Consider the following 21,787-nt stretch of genomic DNA (forward strand, 5'->3'; position numbering starts at 1 on the left):
GTGGGACCCGGCACCGCCCGTCGGCGCACGGGTGGTCAGCCCGCGAACCAGCGCACCGGGCGCGGTTCGAGGTTCTGGTAGATGTGCTTGGACTCGCGGTACTCGGCCAGCCCGGCGGGGCCCAGCTCCCGGCCGATGCCGGACTTGCCGAAGCCGCCCCACTCCGCCTGCGGGAGGTAGGGGTGGAAGTCGTTGATCCATACGGTGCCGTGCCGCAGCCGCCCGGCCACGCGCCGCGCGCGCCCCGGGTCGGCGCTCCACACGCCGCCCGCGAGCCCGTACTCGGTGTCGTTGGCGAGGGCGACGGCCTCGTCCTCCGTACGGAACGTCTCGACGGTCAGGACCGGCCCGAAGACCTCCTCCCGCACGACCCGCATCTCCCGGTGGCACTGGTCGAGGACCGTCGGCTCGTAGAAGTAGCCGGCCGCGGGCCGGACGTCGGAGGCCTCGGGGCGCCTGCCGCCGCAGCGCAGCACCGCGCCCTCGGCGAGCGCCGAGGCCACGTACTCCTCGGTCCGCGCCAGCTGCCGCTCCGAGACGAGCGGGCCGCACTCGACGCCGTCCTCGGTGCCCCGGCCGAGCCGGACGCGCGCCGCGCGGCGGGCCAGTTCGGCGACGAAGCGCTCGCGCACGGACTCCTCGACGATCAGCCGGGAACCGGCGGAGCAGACCTGGCCGCTGTGGATGAAGGCGGCGTTGAGGGCCTGGTCGACGGCGGTGTCGAAGCCCTCGTCGGTGGCGCAGGCGTCGGCGAAGACGACGTTCGGGTTCTTGCCGCCGAGTTCGAGGGCGACCTTCTTCACGCCCGGCGCGGCGGCCTCCATCACCTTCGTACCGCTGACGAGCCCACCGGTGAACGAGACGAGGTCGACGTCCGGATGGGCGGACATCCGGGCGCCCACGGTGGCGCCCTCGCCGGTCACGAGGTTGGCCACGCCGGGCGGCAGGCCGGCCTCGGCGAGCAGGTCGATCAGGTCGACCGTGGAGAGCGGGGTGATCTCGCTCGGCTTGATCACAAAAGTATTGCCCGCGGCCAGGGCCGGGGCGATCTTCCAACTCGCTTGGAGAAGCGGGTAGTTCCATGGGGTGATCAGGGCGCAGACCCCGACGGGCTCATGGACGACCACGCTGTGGACGGTGTCGGAGCCCGCGTCCACCACCCGGCCGCCGCTCTCGTTCATCACGAGGTCCGCGAAGTAGCGGAAGGCGTCGGCGACACAGTCGACGTCGACGCGCCCCTCCTCCAGCGTCTTGCCGGAGTCCCGGGATTCCAGCAGCGCTATCTTCTCGCGGTTGCGGACCAGCAGTTCGGCGGTCCGGCGCAGCAGCCCGGCCCGCTCCGCCACGGGGGTACGCGGCCAGGGCCCGTGGTCGAAGGCCGTACGCGCGGCGGCGATCGCGGCGTCGGCGTCCTCGGCCCCGCCCTCGGACACGACGGCCAGGACCGTGACGTCCGCGGGGTCGAGAATGTCTCGTGTGGCACCAGAGGCGGCTTTTCGCCACTTTCCGTCCACGTGGATCGTCTGTTGTGCCGACACGTCGCGTCTTTGCCTTCCATTCCGGAACGTTGCTCACCAGCACTGACTGGCGATTGCGGCGCCTGCCCCGGAGGGGAGGAAGCATGCGCTTCCGGTGGCCGAAAGTGCTGGGGGTCACGCGCAACTGGTACAGAACGGGCACGGCGGCCCGCCGCCGGACGGCGCCGAGCGTGTGACGGAGTGCGCGTGGCGGAGTGCGTGGCGGAGTGCGTGGCGGAGTGCGTGGCGGAGTGCGTGGCGGAGTGCGTGGCGGAGTGCGTGGCGGGTACGCGCGGGGCGCTTCCCGAGCGTCGACGGACGCGTACCGGGCACTCCCCGACGCACGAAAAGGCGCCGGGCATACGAAAAGCCCCGGCCGGCCGCTTCACGCGGCGAGCCGGGGCCCTGGCCCTCGTGCGGGGTCGCTCCCGGTCGGCCCGGAGCGACCGGGAGTGATCCGTACCGACCGAAACCGACTCAGATCAGGCCGAGTTCACGGACCGCGTCGCGCTCGTCGGCCAGCTCCTTGACGGAGGCGTCGATGCGGGTGCGCGAGAAGTCGTTGATCTCCAGGCCCTGGACGATCTCGTACGCGCCGTCCTTGGTGGTGACCGGGAAGGACGAGATCAGGCCCTCGGCCACCCCGTAGGAGCCGTCGGAGACGACGCCCATGGACGTCCAGTCGCCCTCGGCCGTGCCGTTGGCCCACGTGTACACGTGGTCGATGGCGGCGTTGGCGGCGGAGGCGGCCGAGGAGGCGCCCCGGGCCTCGATGATCGCCGCGCCGCGCTTGGCGACGGTCGGGATGAAGGTGTCGGCCAGCCAGGTCTCGTCGTTGACGGTCTCGGCGGCGTTCTTGCCGGCGATCTCCGCGTGGAAGATGTCCGGGTACTGGGTGGCGGAGTGGTTGCCCCAGATGGTCAGGCGCTTGATGTCGGAGACCGCCGCGCCGGTCTTCGCGGCGAGCTGCGAGATGGCGCGGTTGTGGTCGAGGCGGGTCATGGCGGTGAACCGCTCGGCCGGTACGTCCGGGGCGGCGGAGCGCGCGATCAGCGCGTTGGTGTTGGCCGGGTTGCCGACGACGAGGACCTTGATGTCGTCCGCCGCGTGGTCGTTGATGGCCTTGCCCTGCGGCTTGAAGATGCCGCCGTTGGCGGCGAGCAGGTCACCGCGCTCCATGCCCTTCGTACGGGGCCGGGCGCCGACGAGGAGGGCGACGTTCGCGCCGTCGAAGGCGACATTGGGGTCGTCCGTGATCTCGATGCCGCGGAGCAGCGGGAAGGCGCAGTCGTCCAGCTCCATCGCCGTGCCCTCGGCGGCCTTGAGCCCCTGTGGGATCTCGAGGAGACGCAGCTTGACCGGCACGTCCGAGCCGAGCAGATGGCCGGAGGCGATGCGGAACAGCAGTGCGTAGCCGATCTGGCCGGCGGCGCCGGTGACGGTGACATTCACGGGAGTGCGGGTCATGGCGATCTCCGTAAGACAGCTGGCGGTGGGGGTTTCCTGCCCCTGGTGCGGGACATCTCCCCCGCGCACTGAATCTTGACGTGAAGAGACATCCAGCGGTCAGGCTATCCGAACCGTCCCCGCCCGAACCGCTGCCCCCTTGTGGCGCGGCTCACGAGGAACGGCGCTCACGGGGTGGCCGTGACACTCGGAGGGCCGGCTCGCGGGGCGGGCGTGGCCGGTGGCGGGCTGCCGCAGTGCCGTACGCGGCCGCCTGGCCCACGGGCCACCCGCCGTACGGGGCCCCCGCGGCCCGTGCCGTACGGGACCCGGCGCACCGGGGTTCGTGACCGTCCACCGCGGGCGGGCCGGACACACGAGACGGCCCGGCCCGGCGGGTCGTCACGGCGTCGTCGTGCACCCCGTCTGTCCCGCGGCCAGCGTCGCGCACGCCTTGGCCGCCGCCGCGTCCGGGACCGCGAGCATCGGGGTGTACGCGTCGTTGGTCGTTTCGACCGAGCCCGTCTGCGCCTTCCCGGCCCCCTCCTCCTGAGCGTCGCCCTGAGTGATCCGGACCTCGTCACCGGCCACGGCCTGGGTGATCCGGGCCCATGCCGCCCCGCAGGTCTCGCTGTAACGGACCTCGATCAGGGCCGTACCGACCGTGGCGTTGCTGGTGGTCTGCGCGTACTCACCGCCGCAGCCCATCTCCTCCGGGTCCTTGCCCGTGCAGTCCTCGCCGGAACACAGCACCCCGGCCGGCAGCGACGGCGCGCTCTTGGACGGCGACGGCGGGGGCGAGGACTCCTCGGCCACCGTCGACTTGCCGCTGTCCCCGCCGATGTCGGTCAGCAGCACCGCGGCCGCGACCAGCAGCAGCGCGCCGACGATGCCGGCCACGAAGACCGCCGCCTTGGGGCGCCCGCGCCGCGAGCCGGCGGGAGCGGCGCCCGGGGCTCCGGCCGCGTGACCGGGCGCATGCCCCGGCGGAGTCGCTTGTACCGGTACGGACGGCGGCCGCGCCTGCCACGACGACGTGCCGGCCACCCCGGTCGCCCCCGCCGGCTCCCCCGCACCCGCCGCACCCGGTTCCGTACGCTCCCCGCGTCCCGTCCCGTCCTTCGGCTCCGTCCGCGTGCCCGGGCCCCTCGCGCCGGCACCCCGGCGGTGGCGCGCGCCGGGGTCCTCGCCGACCCCCGACGACTCACCGGCCTCCCCCAGCGCCGCCCGCGCCTGGGATATGCGTATCGCTTCCATCGTCATGTCGTGGCGCATCTCGGCCCGGCTCCAGGCACGCTCCGCGAGCTCCCACATCGTCGTCAGATGGACCGGCTGGGTGCCGGTCACCTCCGCCAGCGCGACGATCGCGCCCTTGGGCGCGAGCAGCCTGCCGTTCAGGTAACGCTCCCAGGACGTCTTGCTGTAGCCGGTCCGGTCCGCCACCGCCGCGATGCTCAGACCGCTGCGGTCCACCAGCCCGCGCAGCTGGCCGGTGAACTCCTTGATCTCCGGATCGATCCCGTCCGGTAGCGCCTTCCAACGAGGCATTCCGCCTCCCCCTTGTCCCCCCGCACGTGCCTGATGTGCCCCGCGCCGCGTCGCCCGGCGGCCGTTCCGCCGCCGTTCCGCAGCCCTGCCCGGCAGCGTGAACGGTCCGTGCGCTCATGCCCCTTGGAACGTACGCGCGCCGATCCCCCGGACCAGTTTCGCATCCGTCGCGCGCTGATCACACCATGGCGGAATGGTCACTTCCGTGCCACAGGCCACAGGGAGCCCTTGAACAGGTTTGGCGTGTCCGTGACGCTTATCTCAACAGCACAGACCGACGGCGCCCGTCTTGTGCTCGGGGGAGAGGACGGGCGCCGTCATCATTCCGGTTCTGTTCTCCGGCTCCTGTTCCCCCGGCTTCTGTTCCCCGGCTCCGGTCCCCGGCTCCGGTCTCCGGCTCCGCGCGCTCGGCGGAACGGTCATCGGCCGAAACACTCCTGTCCGGCGTCCGCGCCGTCCGCGCCGTCCGCGCCGTCCGCGCCGGGGCGAAGACAGACCCGAGCGTCGCTCGGGTCGTCCGCCGCCGCCATCGGCGTCGGAACGTAGTTCACCGTGTCCCGGCGCGCGAGCGCCGTGATCTTCTGCACCGGCCGGTCGCCCACCCGCAGCGTGACCTCGTCCCCGAGCCGGAGCCCGGTCGCCCGGACCCACACCGCGTGACAGGCCTTGCCGTACCGCAGTTCCAGCCGCTGGCCGTGCTCGGCGGAGAACGTACGGAGCGTGTCCACCATCCCGGTGCCCCCGCAGCCCATGACCTCCGGATGCTTGCCCTCGCACGACGGGCCGGCACAACCGGGTATCGCCGGTGTGGCCGTGACCCACCCCTCTCCCGTGGCGGCGGACGGTTCCGCACCGCCCCGCGTGCCCGCCGCCCCGTCGCCGTTGGCCAGCGCCACGGCGAGCAGGGACCCGCCGGTCACGGCCACCGCCGCGAGGACGAGGAGCCACGACCGTCCGGGCCCGCCGAAGCGGCCCTTCCCGCCCCCGGACACAGGTACCGGTACGGCGGACGTCCATCTCTCCTGGCCAGATGTCGAGGACACCGCCGGGGAGAGCGCCGAGGACGCCCCTGGGGACGTCTCCGTAGCGGCCTCGCCCGTTCCCCCGGCCGTCGCGGCGTCCGACGGAACGGGCCCCGGAACCGGCGCCGGAACGGCCGCCGGCGCAGTCGTCGTTCCGGCCCGGCCGCTCCAGGCCGCGTCCGCCAGCTCCCAGAGAACGAGCAGCCGCCCGGCGGGCTCGTCCGCCAGCGCGCAGAGCGCCTCGACCGCCTGCCGGGGAGTCGGCTTCGTCCCGCCCAGGTAGCGCTGCCAGGACGACTTGCTGTAGGGCGTGCGCTTCCCGAGCTCGGCCAGGCTCAGGCCCGTACGATCGCGCAGGGCGCGCAGCTCCGCCGCCAGCCGTTCGCACTCCGCGGCCTTCGGTGGCACCGCGCTCACCGGCGCAACTCCCCCCAGGTGTCGGGCCCCACGATGCCGTCGGCGACGAGCTTGCGCGCGGTCTGGAAGTCCCGTACGGCGGCTTTCGCACTCGGCCCGTAGAGCCCGTCGACGGCCCCCGGGTCGAATCCGTGCCGCCGCAGCAGGCACTGCGCCTCGACGACGTCGCGGCCACTCGCGTTCGTGTCCAGGAGCACTTCCCGGCTGACGCTGTGGCCGGCGTAGACCCCGCCGTCCTTGCGGCTGAACTCGCAGTCGTACGTCCGGCCCGGTCCGTACGTCTGTGCGGCCGCCGCCCGGCCGTCGCCGTCCCCGCCACCGCCCGCCAGCAGGCCGCCGCCGAAGGCGAGGCCCGCGGCGACGACCGCGGCGGGGAGGGCGTACCGCACCGGGACCAGTCGCGGGGCCCGCGGGCCCTCGGGGGCGGGAGAGAGCTCCGACTCGGGCTCCGGCCCGGCGGACGCGGACTCCGGGCCGACGGGAGAGGGATCCGGCTCACCGGGGGCGGACTCCGGCCCGGCGGGAGAGGGATCCGGCTCTCCGGGCGCGGGCTGCTCACCGGAGGCGGGCGCGGGTCTCGTCTCCCGTACCTCGGCCGCCACTTCGTGCAGGACCAATAACGGGGTCGGGTCGGCCCCGCAGACCTGTGCCAGCTTCTCCACCGCCGCCAACGGCACCGGTTGTTTGCCGTTCAGATAACGCTCCCAGGAGGAGCGGCTGTACCCCGTCCTGGCCGCCAGCGCGGCCAGTCCCAGCCCCGATCGGTCCTTCAACCGTCTCAACCGGACGATCAGTTGACGTTCCCTCTCGGGCAGTTCCGACGGAAGCTCTTTCCAACGCGGCATGTCCACCTCATGCGTGCTCTGGACCCCTCCGGGGGCTCCACGCCCTCATCCTCCCCCGGGACGACAAGCGCCCAACTCAGGGTTGCGGGCCCGTCCGGGGCCCCGTTCACTTCCGGACAGTTCGCCACCCGGCCACGACCGTCCCGGCCCGTCCCACGACGTCCCATGGGACATGGCATCTCCCCAGGTCCGGACCCTCTACGTCCCACGGAAGCCCAGTTCCACCGGTTTGTATGGCGCTGCCCCGATCTGGCGCGGAACAGTCTGTGGTGCACACCGGGCGGCGCGGATCCACCCCGCGCCGCCCTCCTGACCCAGGGGGAGGAAGGCACCATGAACGTACGCAGGGGAGTTGCCACGGGGATGCTGTCGGCCGCGCTGGTGGCCGGCACGCCGACCCTCGCGCCGGCCGCGCACGCCGACACGGCGGGCGAGGCCGGACAGCGGCGGGTCACGCAGACGGCGGCGTACACGTGTACGGGTACGGCGTCCCAGTACAAGCGGGCGACCATGGCCGACGGCACCACGGGCTGGACCGCCGGGTTCAGCAAGACCATGACGGCCGTCCTCAACACGGGCAGCCAGGGTGCGGCCGTGGCTGAGGCGCAGTGCCTGCTGAAGGGCTACAAGTGCGACCCCGCCGGGGTCGACGGGCGCTACGGCGCGAACACGAAGGCCGCCGTCAAGCGCTACCAGTCGAAGAACGGGCTGACCGCCGACGGCATCGTCGGCAAGAACACCTGGAAGAAGCTGCGCCAGAGCTCGTACTACTGCGGCTGACCGGCACGGAGCGGGTCTCCTGCCCTGGCTCGGGGGAACGGGCGGGAGATCCACGGGGAGAACCGGGGGCGGCGAAAGAACCGGGGGAACTCCGGGGAACGGGGGAAGAGCGGGGGAACAAGAACACGGGGGAACAACGGGGGAAACGCGGTGGGCCCGCCCTTCCTGACCAGGAGGGCGGGCCCACCGTCACGCGCGAGCCGCCCGGCTCGGCGAGACGTCCTCAGCGGCCGGTCCTCAGCGGCCGGTCATCACGGCACCGTCGAATGAACTATGTCGTTCAGGAACGGGATCTCCAGCCACGGCTTGGGCTGCGTCATCAGCGACAGCAGCACGATCGCGACGCCCAGCAGACCGTACGTCAGCATGTCGGTGAAGCGTGACCGTACGGCCAGCATGCCCACGGAGGGCAGCACGCGGCGGAGAACCGCACCGCCGATGAGCGCCACTCCGACCAGGATCGTGCCGACGCGGAACGCCTCGGCGAACGGCAGGGTGACCGTCAGCAGCCCGAGCCCGGTCGTCCCGAGCACGCTGATCAGCGGCCACTGCCGGGCCGGCGCCGGAGCGGCCCCGGAGGCGGCCCGGCCGCCGCCCTCCGGACGCGCGGTGTCCCGGGTGAGCGAGAACCGCCTGGCGCGCTTGGTCTGTCCCGGCGCGACCGGTCGCGCCGCGCCGTCCCCGGCGCCGGTCCCGGTCCCAGACCCGGGCCCTGGCCCTGGCCCTGGCCCTGTGCCGGTGTCAGCACCGGCGTCAGCGTCGGTACCGGCCTGCGCGCCGGCCTCGGGAGCCCCCGCGGACATCGCCCCGCCGCCGTCGGTGGACCCGCCCTCGGCGGACCCGCCCTCAGCGGACCCGTCGCCGGGCGCGTCCCCGGCGGCCCCCGTACGGCCCTCGGCCCCGCCGCCCCGCGCGGTGTCCTCCGTGTCGTCCGACGTGACGGCCTCACCGGTCGCGGCGGATCCGGCCGCCGTCCCCGAGCCGGTCACGTCCCCCGCGCTCGTACCAGCACCCACAGGTGCCCCTTTCAGCATCGTGTCCGTACCGCGTCCGCCCGCCGGCTCAGCCCGCGTCGGCCGCGGCGCGCTCGGCCGCCTCGACCACGTTGACCAGCAACTGCGCCCGGGTCATCGGGCCGACCCCGCCCGGGTTCGGTGAGATCCAGCCCGCCACCTCGGCGACGCCGGGGTGGACGTCTCCGACGATCTTGCCGTTCTCGTCCCGGCTCACCCCGACGTCCAGGACCGCCGCGCCCGGCTTCACGTCCTCGGGCTTGATGATGTGCGGCACCCCGGCGGCGGCCACGACGATGTCCGCCTGCTTGAGCTGCGCCGACAGGTCACGCGTGCCGGTGTGGCACTGCGTGACCGTCGCGTTCTCGGACTTGCGGGTCAGCAGCAGCGGGATCGACCGGCCGACGGTGATACCGCGCCCCACGACCACCACGTGCGCCCCGTTGATCTCGACGCCGTGGTGGCGGAGGAGCTGGATGATGCCGTACGGGGTACAGGGCAGCGGCCCGGTCTCGTTCAGCACCAGCCGGCCCAGGCTCATCGGGTGCAGCCCGTCCGCGTCCTTGGCCGGGTCCATCAGCTCCAGCACCCGGTTGGTGTCGATGCCCTTGGGCAGCGGGAGCTGCACGATGTAGCCCGTGCACTCCGGGTTCGCGTTCAGCTCGGCGACGACCGCCTCGATCTCCTCCTGGGTCGCGGTGTCGGGCAGTTCGCGCTGGATCGACGCGATACCGACCTGCGCGCAGTCGCGGTGCTTGCCGTTCACGTACCAGCGGCTGCCCGGGTCGTCACCGACGAGCAGGGTCCCGAGGCCGGGCGTCACGCCCCGCTCCTTGAGCGCCGCCACACGGGCGGTCAGATCGGACTTGATCGCGGCTGCGGTGGCCTTGCCATCGAGAATCTGGGCGGTCATGGGCCCCATCCTCCCGGATGACCCCGCTCCTGTTCCAATTCGGTCCCAGTTGTGATCCGGCCACCGGCGCCGAAAAGGCGTTACCGGCCCCTGCCGACGCACGGCGCGGGCCTGCGGACAGGGCCCGGAAATACCCCGTGAGGCCCTTGTTCACGCTGTTGTCGCCGGTCCTGGCCACGGCGCTGTCCGGGGTTTCCGCGACAGGTTGCACTTGCACAACACCCACGGATAGTGACTGGACAAAATAAAAGCCAGATAACACGATTACCGCGCAGCGCGCGGCCGGCGTCGGGGGGACGACCGCTCCATTCGAGATGTTCCTCCACGCGGGCGGTGCCGTCCCCGCATCACCAACGGAGGAACCCCGTCATGAGCTTCGGCGACCCCAACAACCCGTACGGCCAGCAGGGCCAGCCGGGCCAGCAGCCCGGTTACGGCCAGCCCCAGGGGCAGTCGGGCTACGGCTACCCCGGCCAGCCGCAGCAGCAGCCGGGGTACGGCTATCCGCAGGCCCCGCCGGTCCAGCAGCCGTACGGCTCGGGCTACCCGGGCATGCCCGGCGGCCCGACGGAGATGCCGGGCGGGGTCAAGACGGCCCGGGTGCTGCTCCACATCCTGGGCGGCCTCCAGGTACTCGGCGCCATCATCGTGTTCGTCGGCAGCGCGTGGATCGGCCAGCAGCTGTCCGACAGCGGCTCCGTCTACGACAGCGACACCCAGGACGCCGCGAACTTCGGCACGGGCGTCCTCATCGTCACCGGTGTCCTCATCCTGGCCTTCGGGCTGTGGGCGATCGTCACCGCCGCGAAGTTCGGCACGGGAGGCGGCGGCATCCGGATCTCCGCGATCATCTACGGTTCGCTCGTGACGCTGTCCAGCGTCATCAGCCTGCTGACGCTGAACATCTTCGCCCTGATCAGCCTGGCCCTGGGCATCATGATCATCGTCTTCTGCGCGAACAAGGACGGCGCCGCCTGGTTCCAGCGCCCGCGCCACTGACGCCGACACGGTCGGCGGCCGTGACGACGAGGACGAAGGCCGCGCCCCTCACCATGAAGGAGAGGGGCGCGGCCTTCCGCTCGTGCACGAGCCCGGTCGTACGCGGGCCCGGTCGTACGCGGGCCCGGTCGTACGCGGGCCCGGTCGCTCAGTGGAAGAAGTGGCGCGTCCCGGTGAAGTACATCGTCACGCCGGCCTTGCCCGCCGCCTCGACCACCTGCTCGTCACGGACCGAACCGCCCGGCTGGACCACCGCCCTGACGCCCGCCGCCGTCAGGATCTCCAGGCCGTCGGGGAACGGGAAGAACGCGTCGGACGCCGCGTAGGCACCGCGCGCCCGCTCCTCGCCCGCCCGCTCCACCGCGAGCTTCGCCGAGTCGACCCGGTTGACCTGGCCCATCCCGACGCCGACGGACGCGCCGTCCTTGGCCAGCAGGATCGCGTTCGACTTCACCGCGCGGCACGCGCGCCAGGCGAAGGCCAGCTCGGCCAGCTCGGCCCCGGACAGCGCCTCGCCCGTCGCGAGCGTCCAGTTCGCCGGGTCGTCACCGTCGGCCTGGAGGCGGTCGGTCACCTGGAGCAGCGCGCCGCCGTCGATCGGCTTGACCTCCACCGGGGCCGAGGGCGCCTCCGGGCAGCGCAGCACCCGGATGTTCTTCTTCCGGGCCAGCACCTCCACCGCGCCGTCCTCGTAGTCCGGGGCGACGATGACCTCGGTGAAGATCTCGGCGACCTGCTCGGCCATCGCCACGGACACCGGACGGTTGACCGCGATCACGCCGCCGAACGCGGAGAGCGGGTCGCAGGCGTGCGCCTTGCGGTGCGCCTCGGCGACATCGGCGCCGACCGCGATACCGCACGGGTTGGCGTGCTTGATGATCGCGACACAGGGCTCGGCGTGGTCGTACGCGGCACGGCGCGCGGCGTCCGTGTCCGTGTAGTTGTTGTACGACATCTCCTTGCCGTGCAGCTGCTCGGCCTCGGCGAGGCCGCCGCGGGCGGCGGTGTAGAGCGCGGCGGGCTGGTGCGGGTTCTCGCCGTACCGCAGGACGTTCTTCCTGGAGTACGTCGAGCCCAGGAACTCCGGGAGACCTCCCGCGGCGGAGCCGCTGTCGGACTCCGTGTCGGCCGCCGCGTAGGCATCCGCGAACCACGACGCCACCGCCACGTCGTACGCGGCCGTGTGCCGGAACGCCTCGCCCGCCAGCCGCTTGCGCGTCGGCAGGTCGAAGCCCCCGTCCCGTACCGCGCCGAGGACGTCCGCGTACCGCTCCGGGCTGGTGACGACCGCGACCGAGGGGTGGTTCTTGGCGGCGGCGCGGACCATGGACGGGCCGCCGATGTCGATCTGCTCGACGCACTCGTCCGGGGTGGCTCCGGAGGCGACCGTCTCGCGGAACGGGTAGAGGTTCACCACGACCAGGTCGAACGGCTCGATGTCCAGCTCGGCCAGCTGCTCGCGGTGCGCGTCGAGCCGCAGGTCGGCGAGGATGCCCGCGTGGACGCGCGGGTGCAGCGTCTTGACGCGGCCGTCCAGGCACTCGGGGAAGCCGGTCAGCTCCTCGACCTTGGTGACGGGGATCCCGGCGGCGGCGATCCGCGCGGCGGTGGAGCCGGTCGAGACGAGGGTGACGCCCGCCTCGTGCAGCCCGCCGGCGAGCTCTTCGAGACCCGTCTTGTCATAGACGCTGACAAGTGCGCGCCTGATGGGGCGCTTCGTACCTTCGGCGGTCACTGGATGGTTACCTTTCGTCCCTCAATGCGGTAGCCGTGCCGGGCCAGACGCCCCACGACCTCGACGAGCAGGCGTCGCTCGACTTCCTTGATGCGCTCGTGGAGAGCGGCTTCGTCGTCCTCGTCCCGTACCTCGACCACGCCCTGCGCGATGATCGGGCCGGTGTCGACGCCGTCGTCGACGAAGTGGACGGTGCAGCCGGTGACCTTCGCGCCGTACGCGAGCGCTTCGCGCACGCCGTGGGCACCGGGAAAGCTGGGCAGCAGCGCGGGGTGGGTGTTCACGAACCGCCCGCCGAAACGCGCGAGGAACTCCTTGCCCACGATCTTCATGAATCCCGCCGAGACCACGAGGTCGGGGGCGTACGCGGCCGTCGCCTCGGCGAGCGCGGCGTCCCACTCCTCCCGCGTCGCGTGGTCCTTCACCCTGCGGACGAACGTCGGCAGCCCGGCGCGCTCGGCGCGCTCCAGTCCCGCGATGGAGCCCCGGTCCGCGCCGACGGCCACGACGCGCGCCCCGAAGGCGTCGGGGTCGTCGCCGATCGCGTCGAGCAGGGCCTGGAGGTTCGTACCGGATCCGGACACGAGGACGACGAGCCGCGCCGGGCGTCCCTCGGGCGCGCCGGGGAAGTAATAACCGGAAGCCGCCGAGGACACCGCGGGCGCCCCGGGCGGGACATCCGGTGCGGACGACGCGGCCGGCGCGGAGTCCGGGGGCGGTGGGGCGGAGGAGGATGAGGAGGCCACAACGGGCGCCTTTCTCGGGGCGGGCACAGCCTCGCGGGTCGTGCGGCGGCGTTTGTGTGGTCGTACGAACGAACCGTGTTCTCCGATACGGGGAACTCTACGAAGGAGCCGACCGTCAGCAACGATACCGGCACACCGGACGGCCCCCACGGGACGGGGGCTCGGCCGGGAGGTAGCGTCTGGGGACAGGGTTCCGTCTCCGGGACGGACCGTACGAGACAAGACCCGCCGCGCACCGGACCTCGCGAGCGGCGGGTACGAGGGGAAGACGTTCACCAGATGCAGGACCGACTCCGCCGCACGGCACGCCGCCTCACGCCGCCCGCTGGGCCGGTGCTGCTGCCGCGTGACCGCCAGTCCTCGTCGCCGGGGGCGTCTCCCGCGGAGGCGTCGGGCGCCTCGGACACCTCCGGTTCGCGGGACCCGGCGGCGCCCGGTGGCGCCTCCGGGCCGACCGGTTCCGGTGGTGCCAGTGGTTCCGGTGGTACGTCGGAGGCTTCGGGCTCCCGCTCGGGCTCCCGCCCCGACGCGGGCCCGGGGGCCGGTCCGGGATCCCGGTCCGGCTCCCCCGGGGACGACAACCCCTTCGCCCCGCCGCCCGAGGGCGCCCCTGACCGGCCGTGGCGGCCACGGCGCCCCGGGCACGGCGGCTCCGGGGACGCTTCAGGATCGGGCCCCGAGTCCGGCTCCGGCGTCGGCTCCGGTTCCGGCTCCGGCTCCGGCTCCGGCTCCGGTGCGCAGGACGGCTGGGGCAGCCGGTGGAGCAGCCGCCAGCCCGGCCGCTCCCCCGACGGCTTCGGCTCCAGGACCGGCGGCGGCCAGGGCGGGCAGAACGGCCAGGAGGGGCCCGACGGCGGCCGTGGCGGCGGGCTGCGCTGGGATCCCGCGGACCCGGCCCAGCGGCGCGCCCGCTACGCGCTGCTCGGCGGGATGTGGGCCTTCTTCTTCGCCCTCTTCGACTTCCCGCAGGTCGCGCTGTTGCTCGGTGCGCTGGCGGTGTACTGGGCCATCAGCTCGCTGCGCGAGAAGTCGCCGAAGCGCTCGGCGGGCCAGGGCGATCCGTTCGCGAGCGGCGGCCCGGAGGGGGCCCGCCCGGGCGGCGCCGCCGAGCCGGCCGGACAGCCCCGGGAGAACCCGGCCTACGGCACGGCCTCGGGCGCGGCCCGGCAGAAGACGACGGCCGCCGTCAGCGGCCTGGTGACGGCGTGTGTGGCGCTGGCGATCGTGGCGGCGACCTTCACGATCCAGCTGACCTACCGCGACTACTACACGTGTGTGGACGACGCCCTGACGAAGACCGGCCAGCTGTCCTGCAACGAACTGCTCCCGGAGTCACTGGTCCCGGTCTTCGGGGTCAAGGAGTAAAGGAGTAGTCGACGGCGGCCTCGGAGCCGTTCCGCGGTCCTTACTCCGTGCCGGCCCCTTCATCGGTGCCGGCGCGGGGGTCGTGCCGTGGGGAAGGGGACGGCTCCCGCACCGCCCTGAAGGCCGCCCAGCGCGCCTGTCGCGCGCCGCGGCCGTGCCAGTCGGCCGGGTCCGTCACGTGATCCGCGCCTCCGGGGCCGCCCGGCCCCGCCGTCCCGTCCGGCCCCGCCGTCACGTCCGGACCCGCACCGCCTGATCCGCTCGCTCCGCCCGGTCCACCCGATCCACCCGTTGCGGTGCTCGCCTCCGGGATCTCGCCGCCTGTCGTCCTCGCGGGCGGGTCCAGAAGGTCCGGTTCCCCGGCCGGCTTCGCACCCCCGGCCGACGCCTGGTGCGGCACGGAGCCCGCCCCGCCCATCACATCGGCGCCGGGCGACGCCTCCCCCGCTCCTCGCGCGGCCTCCTCCGGTACGGGACCCGCCTCGGGACCCGCCGGTCCGGGCCGTACCCGCTCAGCCTTCTTCCGCGCCGACCTCTTCCGCGCCGACCTCTTCGGGGACGGCTTCTTCCGTACGGGCCGCTCCCTCACCGGCCGCACGCGCCGTTCCCGTAGCCGCCAGGCCCGGAGCAGCAGCGCCGACGGCACGCCCAGGGCCACCGCCCAGACCAGCGCCGCCAGACCCGCCCGCCACCACACGGGACCGAAGACCGCCAGGGCCCCGTCCCCCAGCCGGCCGCCCGCGACGGCGGCCAGAGCCGCCGTCAGCCCCCCGCACACCACCCCGCCGAGGGCCGCCGTCAGGGCCGTCTCGCCCGGTCGCCAGGCCTCCTCCCGCACGGCGAAGGGCGGGGACGCGACCCGTACGGTGAACCAGGCCACCGCCGGTCCCGCGACGAGGGCGACGGCCACCGCCGCCCGGTGCGCGGCCGTACCGTACCCGTCGGGCACGGCCGCGAGCAGCGGGAACGGTGGCAGCGCGGGCGTACCGGTGACGGCCAGCGGGGTGACCGTCGCCGCCGTACCGAGCGCGAACCCGGGCCCGAGGCCGTACGAGACGGCCCAGACGGCGGCGTTCGGGAGCAGCGTCAGGCCCAGCAGCACGAGCGCGACCCGTCCCGACCAGTCCTCCGCGAGCCGGGTGAGCGAAGCGTGTGCCGCCCCGCCGTGCCACACCAGCGACACCACGGCCAACAGCGCGCCCGCGCAGACCAGTACCGCCGCCGCCCCGGCCCCGGCGCGCGTCGCCACCGTCGTCCGGCGCCGGGACGCGGACGCCCAGACCGTCCGTACGAGCAGGCTCCGCAATCCCCCGGGCAGCCACAGCGGCAGCGGGCCACGCAGCCGTCCGCTCACCTTCCACGCGCCCGCGCCGGCGGACAGCAGGACGGCGACGGGCAGCGTGAGCGCCGCGCCCAGCGGTCGCACGGTGAGCGGCCCGCCCGTGACATACGCCGCCGCGCCAGCGCCGACCAGCAGATATCCACCGGTCACGGTGGCCACGGCGCCGAAGAGGGTGAGCTGCGGCCGGCCCTCGTCGGCGTCGAGCGCGTCCCGTGCCGCCCGGTAGGCCAGATAGGCGGGCGGGACCGCGAGCAGCATCGGTACGACGCCGAGGGGCGCGGGCGTCCCGGAAAGGGTGTCCGGGCGTACGAGTTCGACGCCATGGGCCAGCAGCCACAGCGCCGCCGCGACGTGCAGGGCGCCGCTCGGCCCCCGGTCGGGGTACGGCGAGCTGATCCAGACGGCCATCGCCAGCACGGCGAACGAGCCGAGCCCGAGTCCCGCCGCGGTGACTCCGCGGAGGAAGGCTGCTGTCAGCGCGGTGGCCCGGCCGTGTGCCGGCACCGAGGCCGGGGCGGAGGCCGGGGACAACGTCGTGGCGGGGTCGGTCAATTGGCTCACGCCGACATGCTGCCAACGCCGCCCCCCGTATGCGCGCAACAGGCGAAAGATCGTCGTGTCACCCAAAATACGTTTATGTGCTTTTTCGCCCATTACAGTGCTGCGGGGAGTCGTTCATGACGCGGAACACCACGCGGAGAGCCAGGGCAGGCGCCGCCGCCATCTCGCTGCCCCCTCCCGAGGAACGGCGCGGGCTGCGTGAGGCACGGTCGATGACGGAGCGCCAGATCGCCGCGGCTGTGGGGGTCTCCCGGTCCACGCTGCGGTCCTGGGAGAGGGGCCGGACCAGTCCGCGCGGGCCGAAGGGCGAGGCGTACGCACGGCTGCTGACGGCAGGCGTGGCCGAGCCCCGGAAGGCCGGGGCGCGGTCGCGGCGCCCCGGACGGACCAAACCCGGGGAGGGAACGGAAAGAACAACGGGAAGCGCGGCTACGGAAACCGCGAGGAGCGCGGAAGCGTCCACGTCGAGCGAGCGCGGCCGGCCGCCCGACCGTGACAACACCGGCCGTGACGCCGCCCACCGTGGTGCCGCCGTCCGTGACGCCGCCGACCGTGGTACCGCCCACCGGGACGCCGCCGGACGGGTGGCCGGCACCGAACAGCGGGGGGCGAAGCTGCCGGGGACCACGGCGCCCGGCGTCGAGGCGGCCCGCCCCGACGCGGCGGGCGGCAGGCGCGCCGGCGGCGACGCCCGTCCCACGGCCCCGTACATCACCACGGGGACGGCCCCGCGGACGGCCGAGAAGACACCCGAGACTTCAGCCGGACGGAACGGCGGCACGGCGGCGGACGGCCCGGACACGGCGGGCGACTCGGGCGCGGCGGCCGACACGGAGATGCGCCTGGGCACGTTCACCGAGGTGGGCCCCCTGACCCCGGGCCGGGCGTTCGACGCGCTGTACGCCCGTAACGCCCCCGCCCTCCTGCGCCAGGCCTATCTGCTGACCGGGCTGCGCGGTCTGTCCCAGGAGTCCGTCGAGCACGCCTTCCGCCTCGCCTGGGAGCGCTGGCCGGAGGTCGCGACGGACCGGGACCCGGCGGGCTGGGTACGGGCCGCGGCCCACGAGTACGCCCTGTCGCCCTGGCACCGCATGCGGCACCTCCGCGAGGAGGCCGACGTGGCGGACCGGAAACCGGACAGGGCCGGGCGGAAGGCACGGAAGCGCCGGGAGGAACAGCCCGCGGAGCCGGCGCGGGACGAGGGCCCGGCCGACCGGGCGCTGCGCGAGGCACTGCTGGACCTGCCGCCCACGTACCGCCGCGCCGTGCTGCTCTACGACGGACTGGGCCTGGACCTGCCGGAGACGGCGGCCGAGACGGAGGCGAGCACCGCCGCCGCGGCGAGCCGGCTCACGCACGCCCGCGCGGCGCTGGCCGAACGGCTGCCGGAGCTGGCCGACCCCGCGCTGCTGCACGCCCGCCTCGGCGCCCTCACCCGCGCGGCGGCGCCCGCGGTGATCCCGCCGCCCCGGACGGTACGGACCGCCTGCGAACGGCGGGCACGCCGGCTGACCCGGTCGGCCGTCGCCTTCACCGTTCTGATCATCGGCGCGACGAGCTTCACGCTGGCCACGGCCCCCCGGCAGTACATTCCGCCGCTGTCTCCGGGGGAGCGGATCGGCGGTGTGCCGGTGTCGAGCGGTCCGCAGCGGCTGAGCAAGCAGGACCTGGAACTGCGCCGGAAGCTCCGCGCCGAGCCGGTGAACGGGCCCTCCCGGCTGGTACCGGAGGCGCGCTGAGCCCGGCCGGCCACTCACGCGCGTGGGCCCGCACCCCGGAGCAGGGGTGCGGGCCCACGCGCGTGAGGCCGGTGCGGATCCGCCGTACGACCGGTGCGGGCGCCGCTCCGTACGACCGGAGAACCGGCCCTTCGGCCGCTCGGCCGGTCGGTAGCCGGTTGGCCGCTCGGTGAACCGGCCGGTGGCCGGGGAGGAGACGGTCAGCCGTCAGGCGTCAGCCTCGGCCATCAGCCGTCAGCCGTCAGCCGTCAGCCGTCAGCCGCCGAGGATCGCGCGCGCCAGCTGCGCGGTCTCGGTCGGCGTCTTGCCGACCTTCACGCCCGCGGCCTCCAGGGCCTCCTTCTTCGCCTGGGCGGTGCCGGAGGAGCCGGAGACGATGGCGCCGGCGTGGCCCATGGTCTTGCCCTCGGGGGCGGTGAAGCCCGCGACGTAGCCGACGACCGGCTTGGTGACGTTCTTGGCGATGTAGTCGGCCGCGCGCTCCTCCGCGTCGCCGCCGATCTCTCCGATCATCACGATCAGGTCGGTCTCGGGGTCGGCCTCGAACGCCGCCAGGGCGTCGATGTGCGTCGTACCGATGACCGGGTCGCCACCGATGCCGACGGCCGAGGAGAAGCCGATGTCGCGCAGCTCGTACATCATCTGGTAGGTCAGCGTGCCGGACTTGGACACGAGACCGATCCGGCCGGGCTTGGTGATGTCGCCCGGGATGATGCCGGCGTTGGACTGGCCGGGGGTGATCAGGCCCGGGCAGTTCGGACCGATGATCCGGGTCTTGTTGCCCTTGCTGGTCGCGTACGCCCAGAACGCGGCGGAGTCGTGCACCGCGATGCCCTCGGTGATCACGACGGCCAGCCCGATCTCGGCGTCGATGGCCTCGACGACGGCGGCCTTGGCGAAGGCCGGCGGCACGAAGACGACGGAGACGTCGGCACCGGTCTTCTCGATGGCCTCGGCGACCGACCCGAAGACGGGTACCGCCGTGCCGTCGAAGTCGACGGACGTACCGGCCTTGCGCGGGTTCACACCGCCGACGATGTTCGTGCCGTCACCGAGCATGAGCTTGGTGTGCTTCATACCGGTGGCGCCGGTCATCCCCTGGACGATGACCTTGCTGTCCTTGGTGAGGAAGATAGCCATGGTGTTGGAGTCCTCGTCCCTTACTTCGATGCGGCGGCGGCGAGCTCGGCGGCCTTGTCGGCCGCGCCGTCCATGGTGTCCACGCGCTGCACGAGCGGGTGGTCGGCGTCGGACAGGATCTTGCGACCCAGCTCCGCGTTGTTGCCGTCCAGCCGCACGACCAGCGGCTTCGTGACGTCCTCACCCTTGGTCTTGAGAAGCTCCAGGGCCTGGACGATGCCGTTGGCGACCTCGTCGCACGCGGTGATGCCGCCGAAGACGTTGACGAAGACGGACTTGACGTCCGGGTCGCCCAGGATGATCTCCAGGCCGTTCGCCATGACCTCGGCGGAGGCGCCGCCACCGATGTCGAGGAAGTTGGCGGGCTTCACACCGCCGTGGGCCTCACCGGCGTACGCGACGACGTCCAGGGTCGACATGACCAGGCCGGCGCCGTTGCCGATGATGCCGACCTCGCCGTCGAGCTTGACGTAGTTGAGGTTCTTGGCCTTGGCGGCGGCCTCCAGCGGGTTGGCCGCGGCCTTGTCCTCCAGGGCCTCGTGCTCCGGCTGGCGGAAGTCGGCGTTCTCGTCGAGCGAGACCTTGCCGTCCAGCGCGATGATCTTGCCATCGCCGGACTTGATCAGCGGGTTGACCTCGACCAGGAGCGCGTCTTCCTTGATGAAGACGGTCCACAGCTTCTGCAGGACCTCGGCGACCTGGTCCGCGATCTCGGCCGGGAACTTCGCGGCGGCGACGATCTCGGCGGCCTTCTCCGGGGTGCAGCCCTCGTTGGCGTCGACCGGGATCTTGGCCAGCGCTTCGGGCTTCTCCTCCGCGACGACCTCGATCTCCACGCCGCCCTCGACGGACGCCATGGCGAGGAAGGTGCGGTTGGTGCGGTCCAGCAGGAAGGAGACGTAGTACTCCTCCGCGATGTCCGCGGTCTGCGCCAGCATCACCTTGTGGACCGTGTGGCCCTTGATGTCCATGCCCAGAATCTGGCCGGCCTTCTCGACCGCGTCCGCCGCGTCGGAGGCCAGCTTGACGCCGCCCGCCTTGCCCCGGCCGCCGACCTTGACCTGTGCCTTGACGACGGCCTTGCCGCCGAGACGCTCGGTCACCTCGCGGGCGGCCTCGGGCGTGTCGATGACTTCACCGGCCAGCACCGGTACGCCGTGCTTGGCGAAGAGGTCCCTCGCCTGGTACTCGAACAGGTCCACGCGTGTCCGTCCCTTGTCGTTTTAACCGCAGCCTGGTGATCGCGGGTTCGTTGTCTGCGTGGGCGTGCCGCGGAGGGCAACGTGACTACGCCGTCACAGAGGGAGGCGTACGCGCTGTCCGGTACGCGGCATGTCCGTCTCGCAGGTTATCTCCGTGGGCCGCGCGACCCTAAATCGCGGATCACAGATGAGCGGTGATACCTGTCACAGAGCGGAACCCGGCGGTCCAGACCATCGGCGGCGGCCCCGCCGGCCCGTCAGCCCTCCGGCACGGGCAGGGGACGCTTCTCGATCGCCGCCGCCATCACCTCGGGGAACAGGTCCGGCGTGCAGGCGAAGGCCGGGGCGCCCAGGGCGGCGAGCGCGGCCGCGTGCTCACGGTCGTACGCCGGTGTCCCCTCGTCGGAGAGCGCGAGCAGCGCCACGAACTGTGTGCCCGAGGCCTTCATCGCCGCGACCCGCTTGAGCATCTCGTCGCGTATGCCTCCTTCGTAGAGATCGCTGATCAGGACGACGACGGTGTCGGCGGGCCGGGTGATCCGCGACTGGCAGTAGGCGAGCGCGCGGTTGATGTCCGTGCCCCCGCCCAGCTGGGTGCCGAACAGGACGTCGACCGGGTCCTCGATCTGGTCGGTGAGGTCCACGACGGCCGTGTCGAAGACGACGAGCCGGGTGCTGATGGAGCGCATGGAGGCCAGGACCGCGCCGAAGACGGAGGCGTACACGACGGACGCCGCCATCGAACCCGACTGGTCGACGCAGAGGACGATCTCCTTCTTCACGGACTGCGACGCGCGGCCGTAGCCGATCAGCCGCTCCGGGACGACCGTGCCGTGCTCCGGGAGGTAGTTCTTGAGGTTCGCCCGGATCGTGCGGTCCCAGTCGATGTCCCGGTGGCGTGGCCGGCTGATCCGCGCGGACCGGTCCAGGGCACCGGCAAGGGTGGCCCGCGCCCGGGTGGCCAGCCGCTTCTCGATGTCCTGGACCACCTTGCGGACCACGGCGCGCGCGGTCTCCTTGGTGGTCTCCGGCATCGCCTTGTTGAGCGAGAGCAGGGTGCCGACGAGGTGGACGTCGGCCTCGACCGCCTCCAGCATCTCCGGCTCCATCAGCAGCGCGGACAGACCGAGCCGGTCGATCGCGTCGCGCTGCATGACCTGGACGACGGAGCTGGGGAAGTACGTACGGATGTCCCCGAGCCAGCGGGCGACGGACGGCGCGGAGGCGCCGAGACCCGCGCTCCGGTCGGCCGCGTTCCCGCCGCGCCGCCGTCCCGAGCCGTACAGCGCGGACAGCGCGCCGTCCATCGCCACGTCGCTCCCGGCGAGCGCGCGGCCCGTGCCGTCGGCGTCCTCCCCGCCGAGTACCAGCCGCCACCGCCGCAGCCGCTCGTCGGCGGCCCGGTCGGCGGCCTCGCGGCTGTCGCCGGCGCCACCGCTCCGGTCGGTCACGGCCAT

At 73.2% G+C, this 21,787-nt stretch carries 17 protein-coding genes; 4 read left to right on the plus strand and 13 right to left on the minus strand.

Annotation, left to right across the window (positions count from 1 at the left end; genetic code table 11):
* Positions 1–35: 35 nt before the first annotated feature.
* The 5 genes from IG02_RS0115575 to IG02_RS0115595 all read right to left on the minus strand — a co-directional run bounded on the left by IG02_RS0115575 (position 36) and on the right by IG02_RS0115595 (position 6,795).
* Positions 36–1,538 carry an aldehyde dehydrogenase family protein gene (locus IG02_RS0115575; RefSeq protein ID WP_030747243.1) on the minus strand — a complete coding sequence of 501 codons (1,503 nt, stop codon included), beginning with the start codon at positions 1,536–1,538 and terminating at the stop codon, positions 36–38.
* Positions 1,539–1,994: 456 nt separating this feature from the next.
* A complete protein-coding gene (locus IG02_RS0115580) occupies positions 1,995–2,984 on the minus strand; it encodes a malate dehydrogenase (RefSeq protein WP_030747246.1) in 990 nt (329 codons plus the stop codon).
* A gap of 381 nt (positions 2,985–3,365) precedes the next feature.
* Positions 3,366–4,511, minus strand: coding sequence for an XRE family transcriptional regulator (locus tag IG02_RS0115585; protein ID WP_030747249.1), 1,146 nt, complete (start codon positions 4,509–4,511; stop codon positions 3,366–3,368).
* A 419-nt stretch (positions 4,512–4,930) separates the two neighbouring features.
* Positions 4,931–5,950 carry a helix-turn-helix domain-containing protein gene (locus tag IG02_RS39345; RefSeq protein ID WP_051765080.1) on the minus strand — a complete coding sequence of 340 codons (1,020 nt, stop codon included), beginning with the start codon at positions 5,948–5,950 and terminating at the stop codon, positions 4,931–4,933.
* Positions 5,947–6,795: a helix-turn-helix domain-containing protein gene (locus IG02_RS0115595; RefSeq protein WP_030747256.1), complete on the minus strand. Its 849-nt coding sequence runs from the start codon at positions 6,793–6,795 to the stop codon at positions 5,947–5,949. Before IG02_RS0115595 ends, IG02_RS39345 begins: the two co-directional genes overlap by 4 nt.
* A gap of 333 nt (positions 6,796–7,128) precedes the next feature.
* Between IG02_RS0115595 and IG02_RS43615 the strand changes: the two genes are divergently transcribed.
* Complete coding sequence (locus tag IG02_RS43615; protein WP_158712303.1) at positions 7,129–7,575, plus strand: peptidoglycan-binding domain-containing protein; 447 nt, start codon at positions 7,129–7,131, stop codon at positions 7,573–7,575.
* A gap of 251 nt (positions 7,576–7,826) precedes the next feature.
* On the opposite strand, the gene IG02_RS39350 is transcribed toward IG02_RS43615, so the two are convergent.
* Complete coding sequence (locus IG02_RS39350) at positions 7,827–8,591, minus strand: DUF3017 domain-containing protein (RefSeq protein ID WP_234314756.1); 765 nt, start codon at positions 8,589–8,591, stop codon at positions 7,827–7,829.
* Between the two features lie 46 nt (positions 8,592–8,637).
* Positions 8,638–9,501: a bifunctional methylenetetrahydrofolate dehydrogenase/methenyltetrahydrofolate cyclohydrolase gene (locus tag IG02_RS0115610; protein ID WP_030747263.1), complete on the minus strand. Its 864-nt coding sequence runs from the start codon at positions 9,499–9,501 to the stop codon at positions 8,638–8,640.
* A gap of 369 nt (positions 9,502–9,870) precedes the next feature.
* On the opposite strand from IG02_RS0115610, the gene IG02_RS0115615 reads away from it, so the two are divergent.
* Positions 9,871–10,500 (plus strand): hypothetical protein, encoded by a 630-nt coding sequence (locus IG02_RS0115615; RefSeq protein ID WP_030747264.1) that lies wholly within the window; start codon positions 9,871–9,873, stop codon positions 10,498–10,500.
* A 148-nt stretch (positions 10,501–10,648) separates the two neighbouring features.
* Here the strand turns inward: IG02_RS0115615 and purH are convergent, their stop codons facing one another.
* Positions 10,649–12,235, minus strand: coding sequence for a bifunctional phosphoribosylaminoimidazolecarboxamide formyltransferase/IMP cyclohydrolase (gene purH / locus IG02_RS0115620; protein ID WP_030747266.1), 1,587 nt, complete (start codon positions 12,233–12,235; stop codon positions 10,649–10,651).
* Entirely contained in the window at positions 12,232–12,891 is a 660-nt protein-coding gene (purN, locus tag IG02_RS0115625; protein WP_051765082.1) for a phosphoribosylglycinamide formyltransferase, read from the minus strand. The genes purH and purN overlap by 4 nt, the downstream gene beginning before the upstream one ends.
* Positions 12,892–13,260: 369 nt before the next feature.
* Between purN and IG02_RS0115630 the strand changes: the two genes are divergently transcribed.
* The gene (locus IG02_RS0115630; RefSeq protein WP_030747272.1) at positions 13,261–14,346 is read left to right on the plus strand and encodes a hypothetical protein; all 1,086 of its coding nucleotides are present in this window, start codon (positions 13,261–13,263) and stop codon (positions 14,344–14,346) included.
* A gap of 40 nt (positions 14,347–14,386) precedes the next feature.
* On the opposite strand, the gene IG02_RS36410 is transcribed toward IG02_RS0115630, so the two are convergent.
* Positions 14,387–16,249 carry a DUF6350 family protein gene (locus IG02_RS36410; RefSeq protein WP_158712304.1) on the minus strand — a complete coding sequence of 621 codons (1,863 nt, stop codon included), beginning with the start codon at positions 16,247–16,249 and terminating at the stop codon, positions 14,387–14,389.
* A gap of 116 nt (positions 16,250–16,365) precedes the next feature.
* Here IG02_RS36410 and IG02_RS0115640 point away from each other — a divergent pair, with 116 nt between their 5' ends.
* A complete protein-coding gene (locus IG02_RS0115640) occupies positions 16,366–17,988 on the plus strand; it encodes a sigma factor-like helix-turn-helix DNA-binding protein (protein ID WP_030747278.1) in 1,623 nt (540 codons plus the stop codon).
* Positions 17,989–18,243: 255 nt separating this feature from the next.
* On the opposite strand, the gene sucD is transcribed toward IG02_RS0115640, so the two are convergent.
* The 3 genes from sucD to IG02_RS0115655 all read right to left on the minus strand — a co-directional run bounded on the left by sucD (position 18,244) and on the right by IG02_RS0115655 (position 21,787).
* On the minus strand, positions 18,244–19,128 hold the full coding sequence (gene sucD / locus IG02_RS0115645) for a succinate--CoA ligase subunit alpha (protein WP_030747281.1): 885 nt from the start codon (positions 19,126–19,128) through the stop codon (positions 18,244–18,246).
* Positions 19,129–19,148: 20 nt separating this feature from the next.
* Positions 19,149–20,330, minus strand: coding sequence for an ADP-forming succinate--CoA ligase subunit beta (gene sucC / locus IG02_RS0115650; RefSeq protein ID WP_030747283.1), 1,182 nt, complete (start codon positions 20,328–20,330; stop codon positions 19,149–19,151).
* 257 nt (positions 20,331–20,587) lie between these two features.
* Complete coding sequence (locus IG02_RS0115655) at positions 20,588–21,787, minus strand: VWA domain-containing protein (protein WP_051765088.1); 1,200 nt, start codon at positions 21,785–21,787, stop codon at positions 20,588–20,590.

Origin of the sequence: Streptomyces sp. NRRL F-5135 (assembly GCF_000719775.1) — a bacterium.
GTDB classification, from domain to species: domain Bacteria; phylum Actinomycetota; class Actinomycetes; order Streptomycetales; family Streptomycetaceae; genus Streptomyces; species Streptomyces hebeiensis.